We start from the raw sequence: 18,889 nt of genomic DNA on the forward strand, positions 1-18,889 counted from the left end.
AAGGATCGACATCTTGGGGCTTTTCTTCATTCAACGACCGGTCTTTGCCTGGGTCCTCGCGATCGTCACGATGCTGGCGGGCGTCTGGTCGTACCTTTCGCTTCCGGTCTCGCAGTACCCTGACATCGCGCCCACCACGGTCCGGATCTCCGCGACCTACTCGGGCGCCACCGCCTCGGCCGTCGAGAACTCCGTCACCCGCGTGATCGAGGATGCGCTGACGGGGCTCGACGGCATGATCTACATGACCTCGCAATCCTCCGAGGGATCGTCCTCGATCTCGCTCACCTTCGACGAGAGCGTCGATCCGGTGGATGCGCAGAACGAGGTGCAGACGAAGGTCAGCCAGGTCGAGGGCCAGTTGCCGACGTCCGTCCAGAGCCGGGGCGTCTCCGTCTCGCGGTCGACCTCGTCGATCCTGATGATCGGCGCCCTCGTCGCGCCGGACGGAGGCTACACGACGCTCGAACTCGGCGACATCCTGAGCGAGACCGTCGAGGGCCCGATCGAGCGGGCCGACGGCGTCGGCGGCATCAACTCCTTCAACTCGGGCTACGCGATGCGGATCTGGCTCGATCCGATCGCGCTCGCCCGGTACCAGATGACGGCGACGGACGTGGTCACCGCGGTCGAGAACCAGAACACGACCGTCTCGGTGGGATCGCTTGGCGATCTGCCGACCGTCGCGGGCCAGCAGTTCACCGCGACGATTACCGCCCAAAGCCAGCTCAGCGAGCTCAAGGAGTTCGAGGAGATCCTGCTCCGGTCGAGCGAAGACGGCGGGATCGTGCGTCTTGCCGACGTCGCCACGATCGAGATCGGCCAGGAAGACTACGGCGGCGGCTCTCGGTTCGACGGTGCGCCGGCCGCGGGCTTCGGCATCAACCTTAAAACCGGCGCCAACGCTGTCGACACCTCGACCGCTGCCGAGGCAACGCTGGACCAGCTCTCCGCGTCGCTTCCCGCCGGCGTCGAGTTCCGCGTCGCCTACGACACGTCGCCCTTCGTCGAGCTCTCGATCGAGCAGGTCTACCACACGATCTTCGAGGCGATCGTGCTGGTCTTCCTCGTGCTAGTCGTCTTCCTGCAGTCATGGCGGGCGACGGTGATCCCGCTGATCGCGGTCCCGGTCGTGCTGCTCGGGACGTTCGCGGTGCTCTATGCTACGGGCTTCTCGATCAACACGCTGACGATGTTCGCAATGGTCCTCTCGATCGGCCTGCTCGTTGACGACGCCATCGTCGTCGTGGAGAACGTCGAGCGGTTGATGGAGACCGAGGGCATGTCGGCGCTCGACGCCACCCGCGCGAGCATGACTCAGATCGCCTCGGCACTTCTCGGCATCAACGTCGTCCTCGCCGCTGTCTTCCTGCCGATGGCGTTCTTCGGCGGGTCGACCGGCGTGATCTACCGCCAGTTCTCGCTGACCATGGTCACGGCGATGACCCTGTCGCTTCTCGTGGCACTGATCCTCTCGCCGCCGATGTCGGCGCGCCTTCTGAAACCGAAGACCGGCCAAAGCCGCTTTCCGCCGGCGCGCTGGTTCAATGCCGGCATGGAACGCGTGACCGCGGGCTACGGTCGCGTGGTGCGGCTTTCGTCGCGGGCGCCGATTCTTCTCGCGCGCGTCCTCGCCGTAGTGCTCGGCGGGTCCTGGGCGCTTTACCAGCGGATCGACGGCTCGTTCATTCCGACCGAGGATCAGGGCGTGCTGATGACGATGGTCTCGCTTCCCGAGGGCGCGACCGCGCAGCAGACCCTCGCCACGGTCGAGAAGGTCGAGGCCTATCTGCTCGAGGACGAAATGGGCGCGGTCGAGGCGACTTTAGCCGCGCTCGGCCTCGGCTTCAGCGGCAACGGCCAGAACAGCGCGATGATCTTCGTCAAGCTCCGCGACTTCGAGGAACGCTCGGGCGATGCGTCGCTGTCGGCGGCCAACGTCGCGGCCCGGGCCAACCAGGCCTTCATGGCAAGCCGGGCCGGCAGCATCCGAGTGATGCAGCCGCCGGCGATCATGGGGCTCGGGAACTCTGGCGGCTTCTCGATGTACCTGATCGACCAGGCGGGCAACGGCACCGACGCGCTCCGGGCAGCAGCGGTGGAACTGGAGCGGATCGCCGGAGAGGACGATCGGCTCACGAACGTGAGCGCCCGCAACACCGAGGATTCGAGCGCGCTTCGCATCGACATCGACCGCGAGAAGGCCGAAAGCTTCGGCGTCTCTCTGTCCAGCGTAAACGCGATGCTCACGACGATCTTCTCGGGCAGCGAGGTCAACGACTTCATCCTCGGCTCGTCGCTGCGCCCGGTGATCGTGCAGGCCGCCGCGGAGTACCGGATGCAGCCCGAGGGCATCCTGCGCTGGTACGCCGTGAACTCCGACGGCGAGATCGTGCCCTTCTCGGCCTTCGTGACGACGTCATGGGAAGCGGTCGCGCCCTCGCTGCAGCGTTACGGCGGCACCTCGGCACTCGAAATCTCGGGATCGGCGGCGAACGGCGTGAGCTCGGGCACCGCCATGGACGCGATGGAGGAGCTCGCGTCGAGCCTCGATGGCGGATACGGCGTCGCCTGGACGGGGATCAGCTATCAGGAGCGGCAGTCGGGCAACCAGGCGCCCGTCCTCTATGCGATCTCGGCGCTCGTCGTCTTCCTCGCCCTCGCCGCCCTCTACGAGAGCTGGTCGATTCCGTTCTCGGTCATGCTCGCGGTGCCGGTGGGCATCCTCGGCGCGCTGGCAGCGGCCTGGCTATTCGGGCAGTCGAACGACGTCTATTTCAAGGTGGGTATGCTCACGACCATCGGCCTCGCCGCGCGGAATGCCATCCTGATCGTCGAGTTCGCGGAAGACCTCAGGCGAGAGGGGCGAAGCATCGCCGACGCCGCCGTCGAGGCGGCCCGGCTCAGGCTGCGCCCAATCCTGATGACCGCGCTCACCTTCATTCTCGGCGTTCTCCCCCTCGCCACCGCCAGCGGCGCCGGTGCGGCGGCGCAGCGGGCCATCGGCACGGGGGTCATCGGCGGCATGATCGCCTCGACCTTCATCGGGATCTTCATGGTTCCGGGCCTCTATCTTCTCATCATGCGCCTCGTGCCGACGACCGACAGGACGAAAGCAGTTCAATGACAGCCCTTCGACTAGCCGCCCTCTCGCTGACGGCGAGCCTCGCCGCCTGCACCGTCGGCCCCGACTACGAGGCGCCGAGCGCCGATCTCGCCTCGAGCTTCGCCGAGGGGTCGGCAAGTCCGATCGGCGACGCCGCGGCGCAGTACTGGTGGCGCGCCTACGGGGACCGGACGCTCGAGGATCTGGTCCGCACGGGCCTTGCGCAGAACCTCGACATCCGGACGGCGATCGCGCGGGTCGCCGAGGCGCAGGCGGCCGCACGCGCGACCGGCGTCTCCGCGCTCCTCGAAGGTTCGGCAACGGCCAGCGCCGTCCGATCAGGCGGCGGGGAGACAGGGATAAGCACCACGCGGTCGGCCTCGTTCAGCCCGTCCCTCCTGATCGACCTCTTTGGATCCGAGCGCCGCTCGCGCGAACAGGCGCTGGCGAACCTTCAGTCGGCGGACCTCGGTGTCGGCGAGGCGCGGCTCGCTTTCCTCTCGTCCCTCGTCACCAATTACATCGATTTGCGCTACTATCAGGAGGCGCTCGCCGTCACCCGCGAAACGATCGACAGCCGCTCCGAAACCCTGACCCTTGTCCAGCGCCAATTCGACGCTGGCACGGCGACCGAGCTCGATGCCGCGCAGGCCGAGGCATCGCTCGATGCATCGCGGGCGACGCTGCCGTCTCTCGAAAGCGGGTTCTATGCGGCGACCTACGCGATCGCGACACTGCTCGCCGTGCCGTCCCAGACGATCGAGGCCACGCTGGCACGCGGCGCGGCGCAGCCCCGCCCCGGATCCAGCGCCAACGTCGGGGTGCCCGCCGATCTTCTTCGAAACCGACCCGACATCCGCGCGGCCGAGCGCGATCTGGCCGCCGCTGTCGCCGCAGTCGGGGTGAGCGAGGCGGCGCTCTACCCTTCGCTCAATCTCGGCGGGACGGTCACTTCATCCGACGGGACAAGCTGGTCGTTCGGCCCCACCCTGTCGCTTCCCGTCGTGTTGCAGGGCACGCTGAGCGCAAGCCGGGATCAGGCCATTGCCCGGGCTGATCAGGCGCGGCTGACGTGGCGCGCAACGGTGCTTGCCGCCGTCGAGGACGTTCAGGCGGCTCAGACGGACTTCATTAGAAACCGCCGTGCGGTGGAGGCGTATCGCCAGAGCGTCGCGTCCTACCAGCGGGTGACCGACCTCTCCCGGCAGACCTACGACGCCGGCACCACGACGCTTCTGGACCTGCTCGATGCCGCGTCAAGCTGGGCGACGCTTCAGGTGGCCGGCGGCCTTGGATGGACGCTGTCGAGGCCGGCCGAAACAGATTGAAGATGTAGGAGGTAATATGCACTGTTGCATGCACTCGAAGCGGTTGCGTTCTTGAGCGGCTGATCGCGGGTGTCCAAATACTCCGCACGGCACCGTCTCCTAGTTCGCAGGAGGCCTTCGGGTTCCGGTCTGGCGCAATGACGGATCTAATTTGGCCGGCGCCGGTCCGGAACAGGTTGGCGTCAACGGCGAAGCGCTTGCCGAAGGCCAAATGCACTTTCAGGCGCCGCTTGCGCTTCCAATGCCGCGCGGCGCAGAGTGCTCCGAAGAGAAGAAGGCCGTGGTCGAAGGCGGGCCGTGCCCGATCAAGGCGACCAATTCCGCGGTCTTCGGCAACATGCTCTCGCGAACCTTGCGGATATTGGTCTCATCGGGTCGGACCGAACGACGGAACCTGCCAGAATGTCTTGATCGCGGCGCTTCACCCTTCAAGCGGGGCCCCGGCAATCAACAGTTGAACAGCGCCCCCCTCCGCCAAAGCCCGGATCCGCTCACTCCCACAAATCGCGCCGAACTTCACCTCGAGGTAGTCGAGCAGCGGCGCCTTGATCGGAGCAGTGCCGAGATCATGGGCGACCATCTTCCGCGGCGGGCGAAGCGAGCCGTGGCGCTGGAGCGGGGTCATTTCCAGCGCTCGGTGCTACTTGGGAGGTACGAATGACCTGTAGACTAGGGCGTAACTGATCGAATGGCCAATAGGCCATTCGCTAAGAGAGAAGCAATGTCATGGAAAGGCTCCTTCCAGACCTTTGCCGCACGCTGCCTGAACGGCAGCTTTGGGGATACGCAAGCGCCATGGAGCATGACCCGGCACCGCTGCTCTACTGCCGCGGCGTCTGTCGGCAAGAGGTCGACGCTGTTGGCCGTATCCCTCCGCCGGCGCCAGGCTCTCGAAACCCCTGGTCTCGAATTCAGGAAGGCCGCTGCGGTCGGCTGGTTGCGCCCGCGCGACCAGCTTGCCTTCCGCATCGCGGCAAACCGGGCGAGCGGGATGGATCGCCCGGCAGCACCGCCTCGGCCCGCCCTGCCGCGGGACATTCTTAACAAAGTCCTAATTCACCTCTGTAACCCATTGAAATTCCTAGGACGCCAAAGTGTCCCGGCCCGGGACACCCTGAACGGGCACCCCTAACGGGTGCCGAAATCTGCCGGCCCCTGCTCGAGAATCTTGCCTCCCCTCCCTGCTCCGCTACGCTGGAGCGCAACGAGAGAGGAGAGCCACATGCAGACCAAGTCCCTGGCCCTGTCGGCCGCCCTGGCCCTGGCCGCCGCCGCCGCCCAGGCCGCCCCCGAGGCGCTGGTGATCGGCAACTCCCGCTACGACCGCATCCAGACCCTTTTCGGCGCCAAGCGTGTCCTTGAGGCCGCCCAGGCTCTGGAGGGCAGCGGCGTCGAGGTCACCGCCGTCCGCGATGCCGACAGCACCGCCATGCGCGATGCCTTCTCCACCTTCCTCGAACGCCTCGACGACGACAGCGCGCCGGTCCTCATGGTCCTCGCCGGCGCCTTCGTCCACGGCCCCGACGGCTCCTACCTGCTGCCTGCGGCGGGCGAGGACCGCGGCGCCGACAAGGCGCTGATCTCGGGCTTCTCTCTCGACGCGGCGCTGGCCGTACTCGCCCGCTATCCCGGGGAGGCGGTGCTCCTGCTGGGCGAGACCCCCGACACCGACGAGGCCGGCCCCTACCTCAAGCCTGGCCTCGGCTCGCTCGACATCCCCCAGGGCGTCACCGTCCTGCGCGGCGCCGCCCCCGACGTGGCCCGCTTCGCCAACGACGTCCTGCCCCGCCCCGGCGCCATGCTGCTGTCGGAGGCCGAGGAGGCCGAGCTGGCCGTCGAGGGCTTTGCCCCGCGCGATTTCACCTACCTCACCGCCGAGGACCTGCCCGCCCCGGAGGCCGAGGCCGAGGATGAGCCGGACCAGACGGCCGAGGAGCAGGCCGCCCTCGAGGAAGAGATGGCGCGCCTCGAAGTCGACGATGCCGCCTGGGCGCAGGCGCAGGAGGGCGATGACGTGGAGGCCTACAGAGCCTACCTCGACACCTTCCCGGACGGCGAGCAGGCCGACGCAGCCCGGCAGCGGATCAGCGCCATCGAATCCGAGCCCTTCTACGAGGAACGCCGCGCCGAGGAGGCCCTGGAACTCGACCGCGATGCCCGGCGGGCAATCCAGAGGGACCTCACCATCCTCGGCTACGACACCCGCGGCATCGACGGGATCTTCGGCGCCGGCACCCGCGGTGGCGTCCGGCAGTGGCAGGAAAGCCAGGAGGTCGAGGCCTCGGGGTATCTCACCCGCGACCAGATCACCCGGCTCGACGCGCAGGCCGAGCGCCGCGCCGCCGAGCTCGAAGCCGAGGCCGAGGAACGCCGCCGCGAGCAGGCGCGGGAGGAGCAGGCCTTCTGGGAAGAGACCGGCGCACGCGGCGACGAGGCGGGGCTGCGGGCCTACCTCAAGCGCTACCCCGAGGGGGAGCACGCCGCAGACGCCCGGCGGGTGCTGGAGGATCTCGAGGAGCAGCGCCGGCGCCGCGCGGGCGGACAGGACCGCATCGCCTGGGAAGAGGCGCGGCAAGCCGATACCGTTTCAGCCTACCGGAGCTACCTCGATGCCCGGCCCGGCGGGGCCTTCGTGAACGAGGCCCGCGGGCGGATCGAGGAGTTGCAGCGGAACGCCGATCAGGAGCGGGCGGCGCTGCAGGCGCGGGACGAGGAACAGGGGCTGGGTCTGAACCCGATCACCCGCCGGCTGGCCGAGGCGCGGCTGGGGCAGCTCGGGCTCGACCCCGGCGAGGTGGACGGAAAGTTCACCGGTCAGACCCGCCGGGCCATCGAGGCCTACCAGGAACAGAGGGCTCTGCCGGTGACCGGTTACCTCGATCAGGATACGGTCGTGCGGCTTCTCGCGGACGGGATACTCGGGCTCGACTGAGCAGGGACAGAAGGGATGTCCCGGGCAGGGACATCTCTCGGGGCCATTAACTTCAATGACTTAGGAACCCTTGGTCACGAATTCTTAACCTGTCCCGCGCCCAGCCGCCCCCGACACGGCCTCGCTCAGCCCGAACTGGGAAGTTCCAGATCGGTCGCTGCCGCGTTGCGCGGAAAGAGGAAGATGCCCAGGGCAATCGTCGCGAATGCGAACTCGTAGACCTCCCACTTCCGGCTGACCGGCAGAAGGACAATGATCACCGAAACGCCAAGCGTTGCGAGCATGTGATGCCTCCGCGGCACCGGGATGGCGAGCGCCTCGCTGAACCGGCGCACCCAGGCGAAACGCGGCCACAGAAGGGTCAGGCCGATCAGGTAGCTCAGCAGCACGACCGAAAGCAGGTTGCCGAAGATGACCTCGTCGAGCTTGACCCCGCCCACGACCAGGTTGTGAAACGTCAGCTCCTGCTGGTCGTTGCGCTGGGCCAAGGCCTCGGGCGTTTCGAGCCCGAAGATGCGCTGGCCCCAGGAGACCTCTTCGCCCGCGGCCAGAAAGAAGAGCAGCGCGTAGATCCCGGTGAGCGCCGCGAAGACCAAGCCGCGTGATCCCGCTCCGCCCACGGCCCGGCTGACAAGAACACAGGCGCCGAGGAAGAGGAAAACGGCCGTACCATACTCGATCGGACCGTCCTCGGCAGCGAACGAGCTGCTGAAGGTCTGCGGATCTGCAAGAGCGATGCTGACCGTCGCGATCATGACGAGACCGAGCAGGGCCATGAGCGCCACGTCGATTCGTGGATATATTTTCATCCCGTTTCGATACTCAGCGGTCTTTCAGGGACAAGACCCGACGCTAGGTCACTTCTTTGGGCTCACGGTCTTGTCAGGAGCGGGCACCAACGGACCTGGGGAAAGGGTCCGAATGAAACCTGCACACCCGACCAGAGGCGGCAGTATCGTGCGATTGACGCCACCAGGCCCGGGATGTGTTTCCTGGGGCGGCCCGAGAGGCGCTGGCGGCGCATCGCTGCCCTCTGTCACAACAAGCAAGGATCCCTGATGCACGAGTATTTCCCTCTGCCCGAGCTTGCCAAGACACTCCTGCCGCAGGCTTTCGACGCGCGCGACGGGGCGCACGACGAGGGCCACCTGCTGCGTGTCTGGCGGAACGTCGAGGCGATCCGGGGCGCCGAGGGCGGTGATCGTCGCCTCCTGCTGGCCGCCACGCTGCTGCACGATTGCGTCTGGGTCGACAAGAGATCGCCGGAGCGGTCTTCGGCCTCGCGGCTGGCGGCGGGGAAGGCCTCCGAAGTACTGACCGGACTCGGATGGACTATCGACGAGGTGGGCCGGGTCGCGCATGCCATCGAGGCGCACAGTTTCTCGGCCGGAATCGCGCCGCGGAGCCTCGAGGCGCGTATCCTGCAGGATGCCGACCGGCTGGATGCCATGGGGTTCATCGGCGTGGCGCGCTGCATGTATCTGGCGGGCGCGCACGGGGCATCGATCCACCATCCGACAGACCCCGCGGGGGTAGACCGGCCGCTGGAGGATCAGCTTTATGCTCTGGATCATTTCCGGACGAAGCTGCTGGGCCTGGGCGAGAAGATGCAGACTGCCAAGGGCCGGGAGATGGCCGCAGAGCGGATCGGAAGGCTGAAGGCGTTCTATCGCGGGCTGCTGGAGGAAGTGGGAGAGCGCACAGTCGCGCCGGGGACACTATCTATCCGGTAAGCGGGGACGCAGCCTGCCCCCTCCCTAACCCTCCCCCTGACAGGGGGAGGGGATCTGTTGCGCGGGTGGCAGATGGCGGTGTGTCAGGGAACGGGGCGAATGGGTGCTTCTGTGTCGCCCCCCTCAACCTGACGCTCTCCCCCGAGGGGAGAGGGAAGCGCGGCTTCTAGGGGAGTGCTGTCACCCAAAGCCCTGCCCCCTACATGGAAGCCGATGTGTGTCGGGGGACCCGGCTGTCGTGCGATTTCGCATCCCCCCTTGCCCCGGCCATCTCCCCAAGGGGCAGAGGGCCGCGCACTTGGCAAGCGTGGTGCCCTGCCCTTCAGCGCCGCTGCGCGAGGTGGGCGAGGCGGACGAAGCAGCGTTCCACGAGCGCCATGGCGGGGGCGCGCTGGCCTGCGGAGCGCAGGCGGAGGTCGGTTTCCATGAGGTGGTCGAGCGCGTCCTCGAGCCGGTCGGTGCGCCAGTCCTGCGCCTGCCGCATCATGCGGTCACGGCGGGGGCCGAAGACCGGCGGGCGGACGCGGTTGATGCCCTCGCGCGCGCCGCCGGGGGCCGAGGCCACGGTGTAGAGCGTCCGGAAGTGCCGCATCCCCATGATGAGCAGCGTGACCGGGGCCACGCCCTGCGCCTCGAGCCGCTGCATGACGGGGTCGATCTCGGCGGTGCGGCCCTCGGCGAGGACGTGGAAGATCTCGTCCATCTCGGCCTCGATCGAGGCGGGGGCGTTGAGCTCCACCTCGTCGGGCGTGAGGGGCGTGGTGTCCTCGTACTTGTAGAGCGCGATCTTCTCGAGCGTCTGGCGGAAGTCGCCGGGGGTGAGCGCGCGGGCGAGGCCTTCGAGCGCCTGCATGGCGTCGCGGCCCACGTCCGCGATTCCCGCGCGTTTCAGCTCGGCCTCGATTTCCTCGCGGCCGGGGGGATCGTTGTAGAGGCCCGCGGCATAGGCCTGGCGGCTGCCCTCGAAAAGCTTGCGCAGGGCGGAGCGGGCGTTGAGCTGACCGGCGGTGGCGACGATCTGTGCGTCGCCCGGTTTCCAGTCCTTGAGCGCGGCGTCGAAGGTCTTGGAGAGGCCATCGGTGGTCTCCTCGACCAGCGCGACGCGGGGACCGGGAAAGAAGCCGGTCGCCTTGACCGCGTCGAGCAGCATGGCGGGTTCCTTGCGCAGCTCGGCGCCGGACATGCGGGTGAGGCGCATCTCGGTCTCGCCCTCGGGGCCGATGAGGGCGGCGACGACCTCCTGCCGGCGCATGGCCACGCGCATGGTGTCCTCGCCGAAGATCAGCAGGCCCGCGGCCTCGGGATCGGGCTTGCGGAAGTAGGCGTTGGCGTCGCGGCCGGCGAGTTTCATGCCGGGCGCGGGTCGGCGTTGAGCAGGATTTCGTCGATCACCTGGTCGGCGAGGATCACCATCAGCCTTTCGCGGGCGTCGCGTTCGGCGGCGAGCGTCGCCACGGTGGAGCCGGTGGCGGAGTAGCCGGTGAAGGCGCGGGTGCTGCCCTGAAACACGGGGGCCTCGAAGCCGGCCTCGCGCAGGGTGTAGTCGGCGATCCCGTCGAGCCGGTAGCGCGTGGTGCTGCCCGCGGAGGTGGTTCCGAGCGAGGCGCGTTCGGTGCTGATGTCGACGGTGAGCGTGTAGGCCCCGCCGGCGCCGCGGCCCATGCGTTCCTCGAAGCGGCGGTTGAACAGGTAGTCCAGTTCACCGTCGGGGGAGGCAAGGGCCACCTGCCCCTGAAGGAGGTTTCCGGCGCCCTCGGGCCCGTAGACCGGCTCGAAGCCGCAGCCCGCGAGGGCCGCGGCGGCGCCTGTCAGGAAGGTTCGGCGATCAGACCACCACATTCACGATACGCCCCGGCACGACGATGAGCTTTTTCGGCTGGCCCCCGTCGAGGGCCCGCTGGACAGCTTCGTGTTCGAGGACGAGGTTTTCAACCTCTTCCTTGCCCAGATCGCGGGCGACGGTGATTTCGCCCCGGCGCTTGCCGTTGACCTGGATCGGCAGGGTCACCGTGTCCTCGACGAGCATGGCGGCGTCGGCCTTGGGCCAGGTGGCGTTGGCGATGAGGCCCTCGCCGCCCAGAAGCTCCCACAGTTCCTCGGAGAGGTGCGGAGTCATGGGGGACATGAGCTGCGCCAGCGTGCGGGCGGCCTGTTTCTTGGCGTCAGAGCCGGCCTTGGATTTCTGCAGCGTCGCGGTGAAGGCGTAGAGGCGGGCGATGGAGGCGTTGAAGCCGAAGCTCTCCAGCCCCATCGTGACGTCGTGGATGGCCTTGTGCATCTCGCGCAGGAGGGCGGTGTCCTCGTCGCCCTGGGGGGCGGTGTCGAGGGCGGCGATCTCGGCGCAGATGCGGTAGACACGGGCGAGGTGCTTGCTCGCGGCCTCGGCCCCGGCGGCGGTCCATTCCACGTCGCGTTCCGGCGGGCTGTCCGACAGGACGAACCAGCGCGCGGTGTCGGCGCCGTAGTCCGAGATGATCGTCATCGGGTCGACGACGTTCTTCTTGGACTTGGACATCTTCGCCGACGGCACGATCTCGACCTCGGTGCCGTCCTTAAGGAACGCCTTGCCGTCGCGGGTCTCCACGTCTTCTGGGAAGTGGTAGACCTTGCGGCCCTCGGCATCCTGCGTCTGGTAGATCGCGTGGGTGACCATGCCTTGGGTGAAGAGCGCGTCGAAGGGTTCGATGCTCTTTTCGGGCAGGTGGCCGGTCAGGTGCATGGCCCGTGCGAAGAAGCGGGAATAGAGCAGGTGCAGGATCGCGTGCTCGATGCCGCCGATGTACTGGTCGACGTTCATCCAGTAGGCGGCTTCCTCCATGTCGGTGGGCGTCGTGGCATGGGGCGCGGTGAAGCGCGCGAAGTACCACGAGCTGTCGACGAAGGTGTCCATGGTGTCGGTCTCGCGCCGGGCGGGCTTGCCGCAGGACGGGCAGTCGCAGTCGCGCCACGTGGGGTGGCGGTCGAGCGGATTGCCGGGCACCGAGAAGTCGATCGGCGTGCCGTCCTCGTCGTAGGGCAGCGCGATGGGCAGGTTTTCCCGCTTTTCGGGGACCACGCCGCAGGCCTCGCAATGCACCACGGGGATCGGGCAGCCCCAGTAGCGCTGGCGCGAGAGGCCCCAGTCGCGCAGGCGGTACTTGGTAACCCCCTGCCCCACGCCGTTGGATTCGCAAAACGCGATGGCGGCGTCGATGGCCTGCTCGCCGGTGGCGGCCTCGTCCCAGTCGAAAGACTTGATCCAGCGGACCTTGTCGGACTTCGGCGGCACGAAGGCCTCGCCACCGTCCTCGGGGCGGATGTGGCCCTCGGGGTTCAGCGGCTCGAAGGTCGAGGCCACCGGCAGGTCGTATTTGCGCGCGAACTCGAGGTCGCGCGGGTCGTGCGCCGGGCAGCCGAAGATGGCGCCGGTGCCGTAGTCCATGAGGATGAAGTTGGCGACGTAGACCGGCAGCTCCCACGCGGTGTCAAACGGATGACGGACGCGCAGGCCGGTGTCGAAACCGCGCTTCTCGGCCTTTTCGAGCTCTTCCTCGCTGGTGCCCATTCGGCGGCATTCGGCGTTGAAGGCAGCAAGGTCCTCGTTGTCCGCTTCCAGTTGCTTGGCCAGCGGATGGTCGGGCGAGATGCCGACGAAGGACGCGCCCATGAGCGTGTCGGGACGGGTCGTGTAGACCTCGACACGGTCATGGCCTTCGGGGCCATCGACAAGCGAGAAGGCGAACTGCAGGCCGCGGCTCTGGCCGATCCAGTTGGCCTGCATGAGCTTGACCTTGGCGGGCCAGTTGTCGAGCCCGTCAAGCGCCTCGAGCAGCTCGCCCGAGTAGTCGGAGATGCGGAAGAACCACTGCGTGAGCTCGCGCCGTTCCACCAGCGCGCCCGAGCGCCAGCCGCGGCCGTTTTCCACCTGCTCGTTGGCAAGCACGGTCATGTCGACCGGGTCCCAGTTCACCACCGCGTTCTTGCGGTAGACGAGGCCCTTTTCCAGGAAGTCGAGGAAGAGCGCCTGCTGCTGGCCGTAGTATTCCGGGTCGCAGGTGGCGAACATGCGCGACCAGTCGAGCCCGAAGCCCAGCGGCTTCATCTGGGCGACCATCGTGTCGATGTTGCCGTAGGTCCAGTCCTTGGGGTGCCCGCCCGAGGCCATGGCGGCGTTCTCGGCCGGCATGCCGAAGGCATCAAACCCCATGGGGTGCAGCACGTTGTGCCCGGTGGCGCGCTTGTGGCGCGCGATCACGTCACCCATGGTGTAGTTGCGCACGTGGCCGATATGGATGCGTCCTGAGGGATAGGGGAACATCTCGAGCACGTAGTACTTGGGCTTGTCCTCGGTCCGAGTGGCGCGGAAGGTTCCGGCCTCTTCCCAGGCCTTCTGCCATTTCGGCTCGATCTCGGCGGGGGCGTATCGCGACATGTGGTCCTCCGGCGGGCGGTTCGGGCGGGGTGATAGGCCCACGAGGGCGTGGCGTCCAGTGCCCGCGCGACATTGCAGCCCGGACGGGGGCCGGTATTGGCGCCTTGGCGGAAGCGTGACACAACGTCAGGCACCTGTCCCGACGAGCTGCCGCGATGAAGATCCTGATCATCCACCAGAACTTTCCCGGCCAGTACAAGCACCTCGCTCCGGCGCTGGTGGCGCAGGGGCATGAGGTCGTGGCGCTGACCTGCAAGGTCAAGGAGCCGGGCCACTGGAACGGCGTGCGGCTGGTGCCCTACCCGATCAGGGGATCGAGCACCAAGGGCATCCATCCCTGGCTGGCCGACTTCGAGACCAAGCTGGTGCGGGCGACATCGTGCTATCAGGGTGCGCTGCCGCTGCGCGACGAGGGCTTTTCCCCCGACGTGATCCTGGCCCATCACGGCTGGGGCGAGAGCCTGCTGCTCAAGGACCTCTGGCCCGGCGCGCGCATGGGACTTTACTGCGAACTTTATCACCTGAGCCGGAAGCCCTTTCTCAACTTCGACCCGGAGTTTCCGCCGCGGGCGCCGGGTGGCGATCCGATCCGCATCCGGCTGAAGAATCTCAACAACCGGCTGCACGAAGAGATCATGGACGCCGGGATCAGCCCGACGCGGTTCCAGGCCTCGACCTTTCCGGAAGAATGGCAGGACCGGCTGACGGTGGCGCATGACGGGATCGATACGGATCTTGTCGCCCCGGACGAGACGGCGCGGCTGGAGCTACCCGACGGCAGTGTCGTGACGCGCGACGACGAGGTGTTGACCTTCGTGAACCGCAACCTGGAGCCCTACCGGGGGTACCACATCTTCATGCGCGCCCTGCCCGAGATCATGCGGCGACGCCCGAAGGCGCAGGTGGTGCTGATCGGCGGTGACGAGGTGAGCTACGGCGCCAAGCCGCCCGCCGGGAAGAGCTGGAAGCAGATCTTCATCGACGAGGTGCGCGGGCAGATCTCGGATAACGACTGGGCCCGGGTGCATTTTCTCGGCCGTGTGCCCTACGAGCGGTATCTTGCGATGATCCAGGTGAGCCGGGTGCACGTCTACCTGACCTATCCCTTTGTCCTGAGCTGGTCGCTGCTGGAGGCCATGTCCGCGGGCTGCGCCATCCTGGCGAGCGATACCGAGCCCGTGCGCGAGGTGCTGAGCGAGGGCGAGACAGGGCGGACGGTGGATTTCTTCGATCGTGACGGGATCATCGAGCGGCTTTGCGAGATGCTGGACGATCCTGCGGAGCGTGCGCGGCTGGGGGCGAACGCGCGGGCGCATGCGGTGGCGCACTACGACCTCCAGCGGGTCTGCCTGCCGCGGCAGCTCGACTGGGTCGCACGACTGGCGGAACTGCCGGCCCGGCCGCCGCGCGATTGACGCGCGGGGGGCCGGCTCAGGCGATCAGAGGTTGCTGTCGCGCTGGCGCAGCTGGCGTGCGCGGGTGAGGATCGCATCCTCGACCGCGAGCACGGTTTCGCGCGGCGCGGGGCCCGAACGGGTCATCAGCGCGATGTTGAGCGAACGGGCGTCGAGCGCAGGGTCGGTCACGTAGATGGTTGCGCGGTAGGCCTGTCCGCCGCCCGGGGGTGTACCGAATCCGGTGGAGATGACGCCGGTGAACGGGTCGACGGTCTCGATCGGCAGGAAATTCAGCGTCTCGAGCGAGGCATTCCAGATGTAGCGGTTGACCGCCCCCACCTGCCCCGGATCGCCGCGTTCGCGGAAATAATCCCAGATCGTGCCGTTCGGACGCGGACCATCCCCGTACTTGAGGTCGTCGAGAATCTCGTCCGCCGGAGGCGTATCTACCGGGTCGGTATTGCCGGAGCCCGAGCATCCCGCCAGAAGGGCGAGCGCGGCGCAAAGGCCGATTCCGGTGATTTGGCGCGGCAGAGGCATAGGGAAGCTCCGGCATTCACTGCGTTTTGCCACTGGATACAGATGCGGGGCCAGATCGGCAAGCCGCCTTCCGCGAGCAGGATTCCTGCCTTTCCCCCAAGCCATTTGCCGGCCGGCCACGGCCTTGTGGCAATTGCGCATCACACCTGTGCTTGTTGAGGCAGAGCTTTCCGGATGGCTTGCAAAGAACGGGGGCTGGGGCGCATAGAAACCTCATCAAAGCCGGGCACACCCCGGATTGGTACGTGCCTTAGAACACATGAGGGAAACAATGAAAAAGATCCTGCTTGCTTCCACCGCGATGGTCGCATTTGCTGGCGCTGCAGCAGCCGAGGTGAACATCGCCGGCCGCGCAGAAGTCGGCGTCTACAGCTTTGGCGGCTCCAACGATCAGTTCTTCACCGACGTCGACATCGACTTCGACATGGTTGGTGAAGCCGACAACGGCATGACCTTCGGCGCATCGGTCGATCTCGACGAAGCCAACTCCGGCTTCTCGGCAGACGACGACAACGGTGTCAACTACTTCATCGCCTACGGCGGTGCACGCCTTGACGCTGGCGACGTCGACGGTGCGTTCGACGCTGCCCTGTCCGAGACCAACCTGGTTGGCGGTTCGATCAACGATGACGAAACGCTGCACGGTGGCTTTGAATATGAAGTATTCGGCGACACCATCAACCTGAACAATGGCCTTGACGGCCAGGGCGATGGCCAGGTCTTCACCTTCTCGTACTCCTTCGACGCCTTCACCGGCTATCTCTCCATGGAGCAGGTGAACAACGGCGGCGACGATTCGATCTACGGCATCGGCGCAACGTATGCGGCTTCCTTTGCTGGTGCCGATATGACCTTCGGTCTGGGCTATCAGTACGGCGCAGATACCCCGCTCTACGGCGATGCTGAAGTTCTCGGCGGTAGCGTCTCGGCGGCCTTCACGAACGGCTTCTCGGTCGCTGCAAACTACACCGACATTTCGTTCAACGACACGGACAACGATGGCTCCTACTACTCCGTCGGCGTCGGTTACGAGATCAACGCGATCGGGATCGGCGTGAACTACGGCGAATACGACTTCCCGAACGACGCCTACGACGCATCGGGCGTCGGCGTGGCAGCCACCTACGACTTCGGCGGCGGTCTTGTCGCTCAGCTCGGCTACGGTTCCTCGGACATCTCCGATGCCGCAGAAACATTTGGCTCCGACTACGAAGACGACCACTACTCGATCGGCCTGGCGATGTCCTTCTGAGGACTGCTGCCAATCGGCAAAGAGAGAGCGGGCCTTGTGCCCGCTCTTTTCTTTTGTGCGGCCGGGCGGTAGCTGAAAGGCATGAACAAGCCGGCACCGCAGGACCGCAGCGCGATCATCCGCACCGCCATCGCGTATCAGGCGCGGGGCGCGTTCGACGAGGCGCGCAAGCTTCTTCTTCCCCTTCAACAGGCAAACCCGCAGGCCGGTGACGTCGCTGTGGCCCTGTCGCGTCTGGCCTTCGAGGAAGGCGACCGCGCGGAATGCCTCGCCCAGCTCGAACGCGCGCTGGCCGCCGCGGGCGACAATCCAAAGGTCTGGCAGCACGCCGCGGACCGCTACCAGCATTTCGGCATGACGGACGAGGCGCTCGCCGCCTGGGACCGCGCCATCGCGCTGGAGCCCAAGGCCATCCTGCCCCGCGCCGAGAGGGCGCGGCTTCAGCAGCAGGCGGGCAAGTTCGAGGCCGCCAACACTGCATTTGCCAAGCTGATCAAGGCCGCCCCGCGCGAAGGGCAGCTTTACCGCATCGCGCTGGCCACCAAGAAGCTTGCCCGCAACGATCCGATGATCGCGCAGATGGTGCAGCTGTGGAAACGCGACGACCTGCGCGAGGCGGACCGGATGCAGATCGGATTCGCGCTGGCCAAGGCCATGGAAGACACCGGCCGCGAGGATCGCATGTTCGGCTACCTGCACCGCGCCAATGCCCTGCAACAGAAGCTTGCCCCCTTCGACGAAGGCGCTGTGGTGCGCGAGAATGCCGCCGTGATCGCGGCGCAGGAGGGGCTCGGTGCCCCCGAGGGCGAGGCCGTGACGCCCCGCCCCGTCTTCGTGACCGGCCTGCCACGGTCGGGCACCACGCTTTTCGAGCAGATCCTCGGCGCGCATCCGCAAGTGGGCGCGGGCGGCGAACTAGGCGCCGCGCTCAAGACCGCCTACCGCCTGTTCGGCACGGGCGAGGAGATGCGGGCCATCGGGGACGAGGACCTCGCCCCTTTCCGCGACCGTTACCTGCGCCTTGTCCGCCGCGACGTGCCCGCCGGCGACGTGGTCACCGACAAGTCGATTCTCTGCCACATGATCTTCGGGCTGCTGCATGCCGCCCTGCCCGGCGCGCGCTTCATCGTGGTGCACCGCGATCCGCGCGACGTGGCGCTGTCCATGTACCGCAACCATTTCGCGCTCGGCTCGCACCGCTATGCCACCGACCTGGCCGCCATGGCCGGCCAGATGAAGCGGTTCCGCCGCAACGTGGCGCACTGGAAGGCGCGCCTGCCCGGTGTGATCGAGGAATTCCGCTACGAGGATCTGACCGCCGATCCCGAGGGTGAGTCGCGCAGGCTGTTGCAGGCGGCGGGGCTCGACTGGGACCCGGCGGTGCTGGACTTCCACAAGCGCAAGGGCATGGTGAAGACGCTGAGCCTGGCCCAGGTGCGGGCGCCCGTGCACGCCGGCCGCCGAGAAGCCTGGCGCGCGCACGAGGACGAGTTGAAACCCTTTATCGAGGCCTGGGGAGACGAGCCATGGGACTGAGTGACATTCGCAAACGCATGGTGAAGGCCTGTGACGACGCCGACCGCGCCCCCGAGGACGTGGAACTGATCGCCGTCAGCAAGGTCCAGCCCGAGGACCGCGTGCGCGCGGTTCTGGAGGAAGGGCAACGGGTTTTCGGCGAGAACAAAGTGCAGGAGGCGCAGACGCGCTGGCCGCCCTTCCAGCAGGAGTTCGAGGGCATCTCGCTGCATCTTGTCGGGCCGCTGCAAAGCAACAAGACACGGCAGGCGATGGAATTCTTCGACGCGATCCATTCGGTCGACCGGCCCAAGCTTGCCAACACGCTGGCGCGGCTCGCGCAGGAGATCGGCCACTGCCCGGAGCTGTTCGTGCAGGTGAACACCGGCGAGGAAGAACAGAAGGCAGGCGTGATGCCCGGGGATGCCGATGCCTTCATCGCGGAATGCCGCTCGCTCGACCTGCCGATCCGTGGGCTCATGTGCATTCCGCCGGTGGAGGAAACGCCCTCGCTGCATTTCTCGCTTCTGGCCAAGATCGCGGAGCGCAACGGGCTTGCCGGGCTGTCCATGGGCATGAGCGGCGATTTCGAGGAAGCCATCTCCTTCGGTGCCACGCATGTGCGCGTCGGCTCGGCCATTTTCGGGGAACGCGTCTACGAGTAAGCCCGTGCGC

General features: G+C 67.1%; 14 protein-coding genes. 9 read left to right on the forward strand and 5 right to left on the reverse strand.

What is annotated here, in order from left to right; translation table 11 throughout:
- The first annotated feature begins 13 nt into the window (after window positions 1-13).
- The 4 genes from C8N44_RS02290 to C8N44_RS02305 all read left to right on the forward strand — a co-directional run bounded on the left by C8N44_RS02290 (window position 14) and on the right by C8N44_RS02305 (window position 7,366).
- Complete coding sequence (locus tag C8N44_RS02290; protein WP_107974550.1) at window positions 14-3,127, forward strand: efflux RND transporter permease subunit; 3,114 nt, start codon at window positions 14-16, stop codon at window positions 3,125-3,127.
- Window positions 3,124-4,434 (forward strand): efflux transporter outer membrane subunit, encoded by a 1,311-nt coding sequence (locus C8N44_RS02295; protein WP_107974551.1) that lies wholly within the window; start codon window positions 3,124-3,126, stop codon window positions 4,432-4,434. The genes C8N44_RS02290 and C8N44_RS02295 overlap by 4 nt, the downstream gene beginning before the upstream one ends.
- Before the next feature lie 151 nt (window positions 4,435-4,585).
- A complete protein-coding gene (locus C8N44_RS02300) occupies window positions 4,586-5,095 on the forward strand; it encodes a hypothetical protein (protein ID WP_107974552.1) in 510 nt (169 codons plus the stop codon).
- A gap of 561 nt (window positions 5,096-5,656) precedes the next feature.
- Complete coding sequence (locus C8N44_RS02305; RefSeq protein ID WP_107974553.1) at window positions 5,657-7,366, forward strand: peptidoglycan-binding protein; 1,710 nt, start codon at window positions 5,657-5,659, stop codon at window positions 7,364-7,366.
- Between the two features lie 125 nt (window positions 7,367-7,491).
- On the opposite strand, the gene C8N44_RS02310 is transcribed toward C8N44_RS02305, so the two are convergent.
- Window positions 7,492-8,175: a hypothetical protein gene (locus C8N44_RS02310; protein ID WP_107974554.1), complete on the reverse strand. Its 684-nt coding sequence runs from the start codon at window positions 8,173-8,175 to the stop codon at window positions 7,492-7,494.
- 249 nt (window positions 8,176-8,424) lie between these two features.
- Between C8N44_RS02310 and C8N44_RS02315 the strand changes: the two genes are divergently transcribed.
- A complete protein-coding gene (locus C8N44_RS02315; protein WP_107974555.1) occupies window positions 8,425-9,099 on the forward strand; it encodes an HD domain-containing protein in 675 nt (224 codons plus the stop codon).
- 322 nt (window positions 9,100-9,421) lie between these two features.
- On the opposite strand, the gene holA is transcribed toward C8N44_RS02315, so the two are convergent.
- From holA to leuS, 3 genes are read right to left on the reverse strand one after another with little or no spacing between them, the layout of a single operon-like run.
- The gene (gene holA, locus C8N44_RS02320; RefSeq protein WP_107974556.1) at window positions 9,422-10,450 is read right to left on the reverse strand and encodes a DNA polymerase III subunit delta; all 1,029 of its coding nucleotides are present in this window, start codon (window positions 10,448-10,450) and stop codon (window positions 9,422-9,424) included.
- The gene (gene lptE, locus C8N44_RS02325) at window positions 10,447-10,938 is read right to left on the reverse strand and encodes an LPS assembly lipoprotein LptE (protein ID WP_107974557.1); all 492 of its coding nucleotides are present in this window, start codon (window positions 10,936-10,938) and stop codon (window positions 10,447-10,449) included. The genes holA and lptE overlap by 4 nt, the downstream gene beginning before the upstream one ends.
- A complete protein-coding gene (gene leuS / locus C8N44_RS02330) occupies window positions 10,925-13,510 on the reverse strand; it encodes a leucine--tRNA ligase (RefSeq protein WP_107974558.1) in 2,586 nt (861 codons plus the stop codon). The genes lptE and leuS overlap by 14 nt, the downstream gene beginning before the upstream one ends.
- A gap of 155 nt (window positions 13,511-13,665) precedes the next feature.
- Here leuS and C8N44_RS02335 point away from each other — a divergent pair, with 155 nt between their 5' ends.
- On the forward strand, window positions 13,666-14,925 hold the full coding sequence (locus tag C8N44_RS02335; RefSeq protein ID WP_107974559.1) for a glycosyltransferase family 4 protein: 1,260 nt from the start codon (window positions 13,666-13,668) through the stop codon (window positions 14,923-14,925).
- 24 nt (window positions 14,926-14,949) lie between these two features.
- On the opposite strand, the gene C8N44_RS02340 is transcribed toward C8N44_RS02335, so the two are convergent.
- Window positions 14,950-15,447, reverse strand: coding sequence for a DUF3576 domain-containing protein (locus tag C8N44_RS02340; RefSeq protein WP_107974560.1), 498 nt, complete (start codon window positions 15,445-15,447; stop codon window positions 14,950-14,952).
- A 271-nt stretch (window positions 15,448-15,718) separates the two neighbouring features.
- Between C8N44_RS02340 and C8N44_RS02345 the strand changes: the two genes are divergently transcribed.
- From C8N44_RS02345 to C8N44_RS02355, 3 genes are all read left to right on the forward strand, one after another.
- On the forward strand, window positions 15,719-16,699 hold the full coding sequence (locus tag C8N44_RS02345) for a porin (RefSeq protein ID WP_107974561.1): 981 nt from the start codon (window positions 15,719-15,721) through the stop codon (window positions 16,697-16,699).
- An 81-nt stretch (window positions 16,700-16,780) separates the two neighbouring features.
- Window positions 16,781-18,235, forward strand: coding sequence for a tetratricopeptide repeat-containing sulfotransferase family protein (locus tag C8N44_RS02350; RefSeq protein WP_107974562.1), 1,455 nt, complete (start codon window positions 16,781-16,783; stop codon window positions 18,233-18,235).
- Window positions 18,226-18,879 (forward strand): YggS family pyridoxal phosphate-dependent enzyme, encoded by a 654-nt coding sequence (locus tag C8N44_RS02355; protein ID WP_107974563.1) that lies wholly within the window; start codon window positions 18,226-18,228, stop codon window positions 18,877-18,879. The genes C8N44_RS02350 and C8N44_RS02355 overlap by 10 nt, the downstream gene beginning before the upstream one ends.
- Window positions 18,880-18,889 lie beyond the last annotated feature (10 nt).

This window comes from Allosediminivita pacifica (assembly GCF_003054175.1).
Lineage (GTDB): Bacteria > Pseudomonadota > Alphaproteobacteria > Rhodobacterales > Rhodobacteraceae > Allosediminivita > Allosediminivita pacifica.

Coding starts and splice junctions, on each gene's coding strand:
- leuS (WP_107974558.1), bottom strand. CDS start 13,510: ATGTCGCGATACGCCCCCGCCGAGATCGAGCCGAAATGGCAGAAGGCC.
- C8N44_RS02305 (WP_107974553.1), top strand. CDS start 5,657: ATGCAGACCAAGTCCCTGGCCCTGTCGGCCGCCCTGGCCCTGGCCGCC.
- C8N44_RS02340 (WP_107974560.1), bottom strand. CDS start 15,447: ATGCCTCTGCCGCGCCAAATCACCGGAATCGGCCTTTGCGCCGCGCTC.
- C8N44_RS02335 (WP_107974559.1), top strand. CDS start 13,666: ATGAAGATCCTGATCATCCACCAGAACTTTCCCGGCCAGTACAAGCAC.
- C8N44_RS02355 (WP_107974563.1), top strand. CDS start 18,226: ATGGGACTGAGTGACATTCGCAAACGCATGGTGAAGGCCTGTGACGAC.
- C8N44_RS02295 (WP_107974551.1), top strand. CDS start 3,124: ATGACAGCCCTTCGACTAGCCGCCCTCTCGCTGACGGCGAGCCTCGCC.
- lptE (WP_107974557.1), bottom strand. CDS start 10,938: ATGTGGTGGTCTGATCGCCGAACCTTCCTGACAGGCGCCGCCGCGGCC.
- C8N44_RS02315 (WP_107974555.1), top strand. CDS start 8,425: ATGCACGAGTATTTCCCTCTGCCCGAGCTTGCCAAGACACTCCTGCCG.
- C8N44_RS02350 (WP_107974562.1), top strand. CDS start 16,781: ATGAACAAGCCGGCACCGCAGGACCGCAGCGCGATCATCCGCACCGCC.
- holA (WP_107974556.1), bottom strand. CDS start 10,450: ATGAAACTCGCCGGCCGCGACGCCAACGCCTACTTCCGCAAGCCCGAT.
- C8N44_RS02345 (WP_107974561.1), top strand. CDS start 15,719: ATGAAAAAGATCCTGCTTGCTTCCACCGCGATGGTCGCATTTGCTGGC.
- C8N44_RS02310 (WP_107974554.1), bottom strand. CDS start 8,175: ATGAAAATATATCCACGAATCGACGTGGCGCTCATGGCCCTGCTCGGT.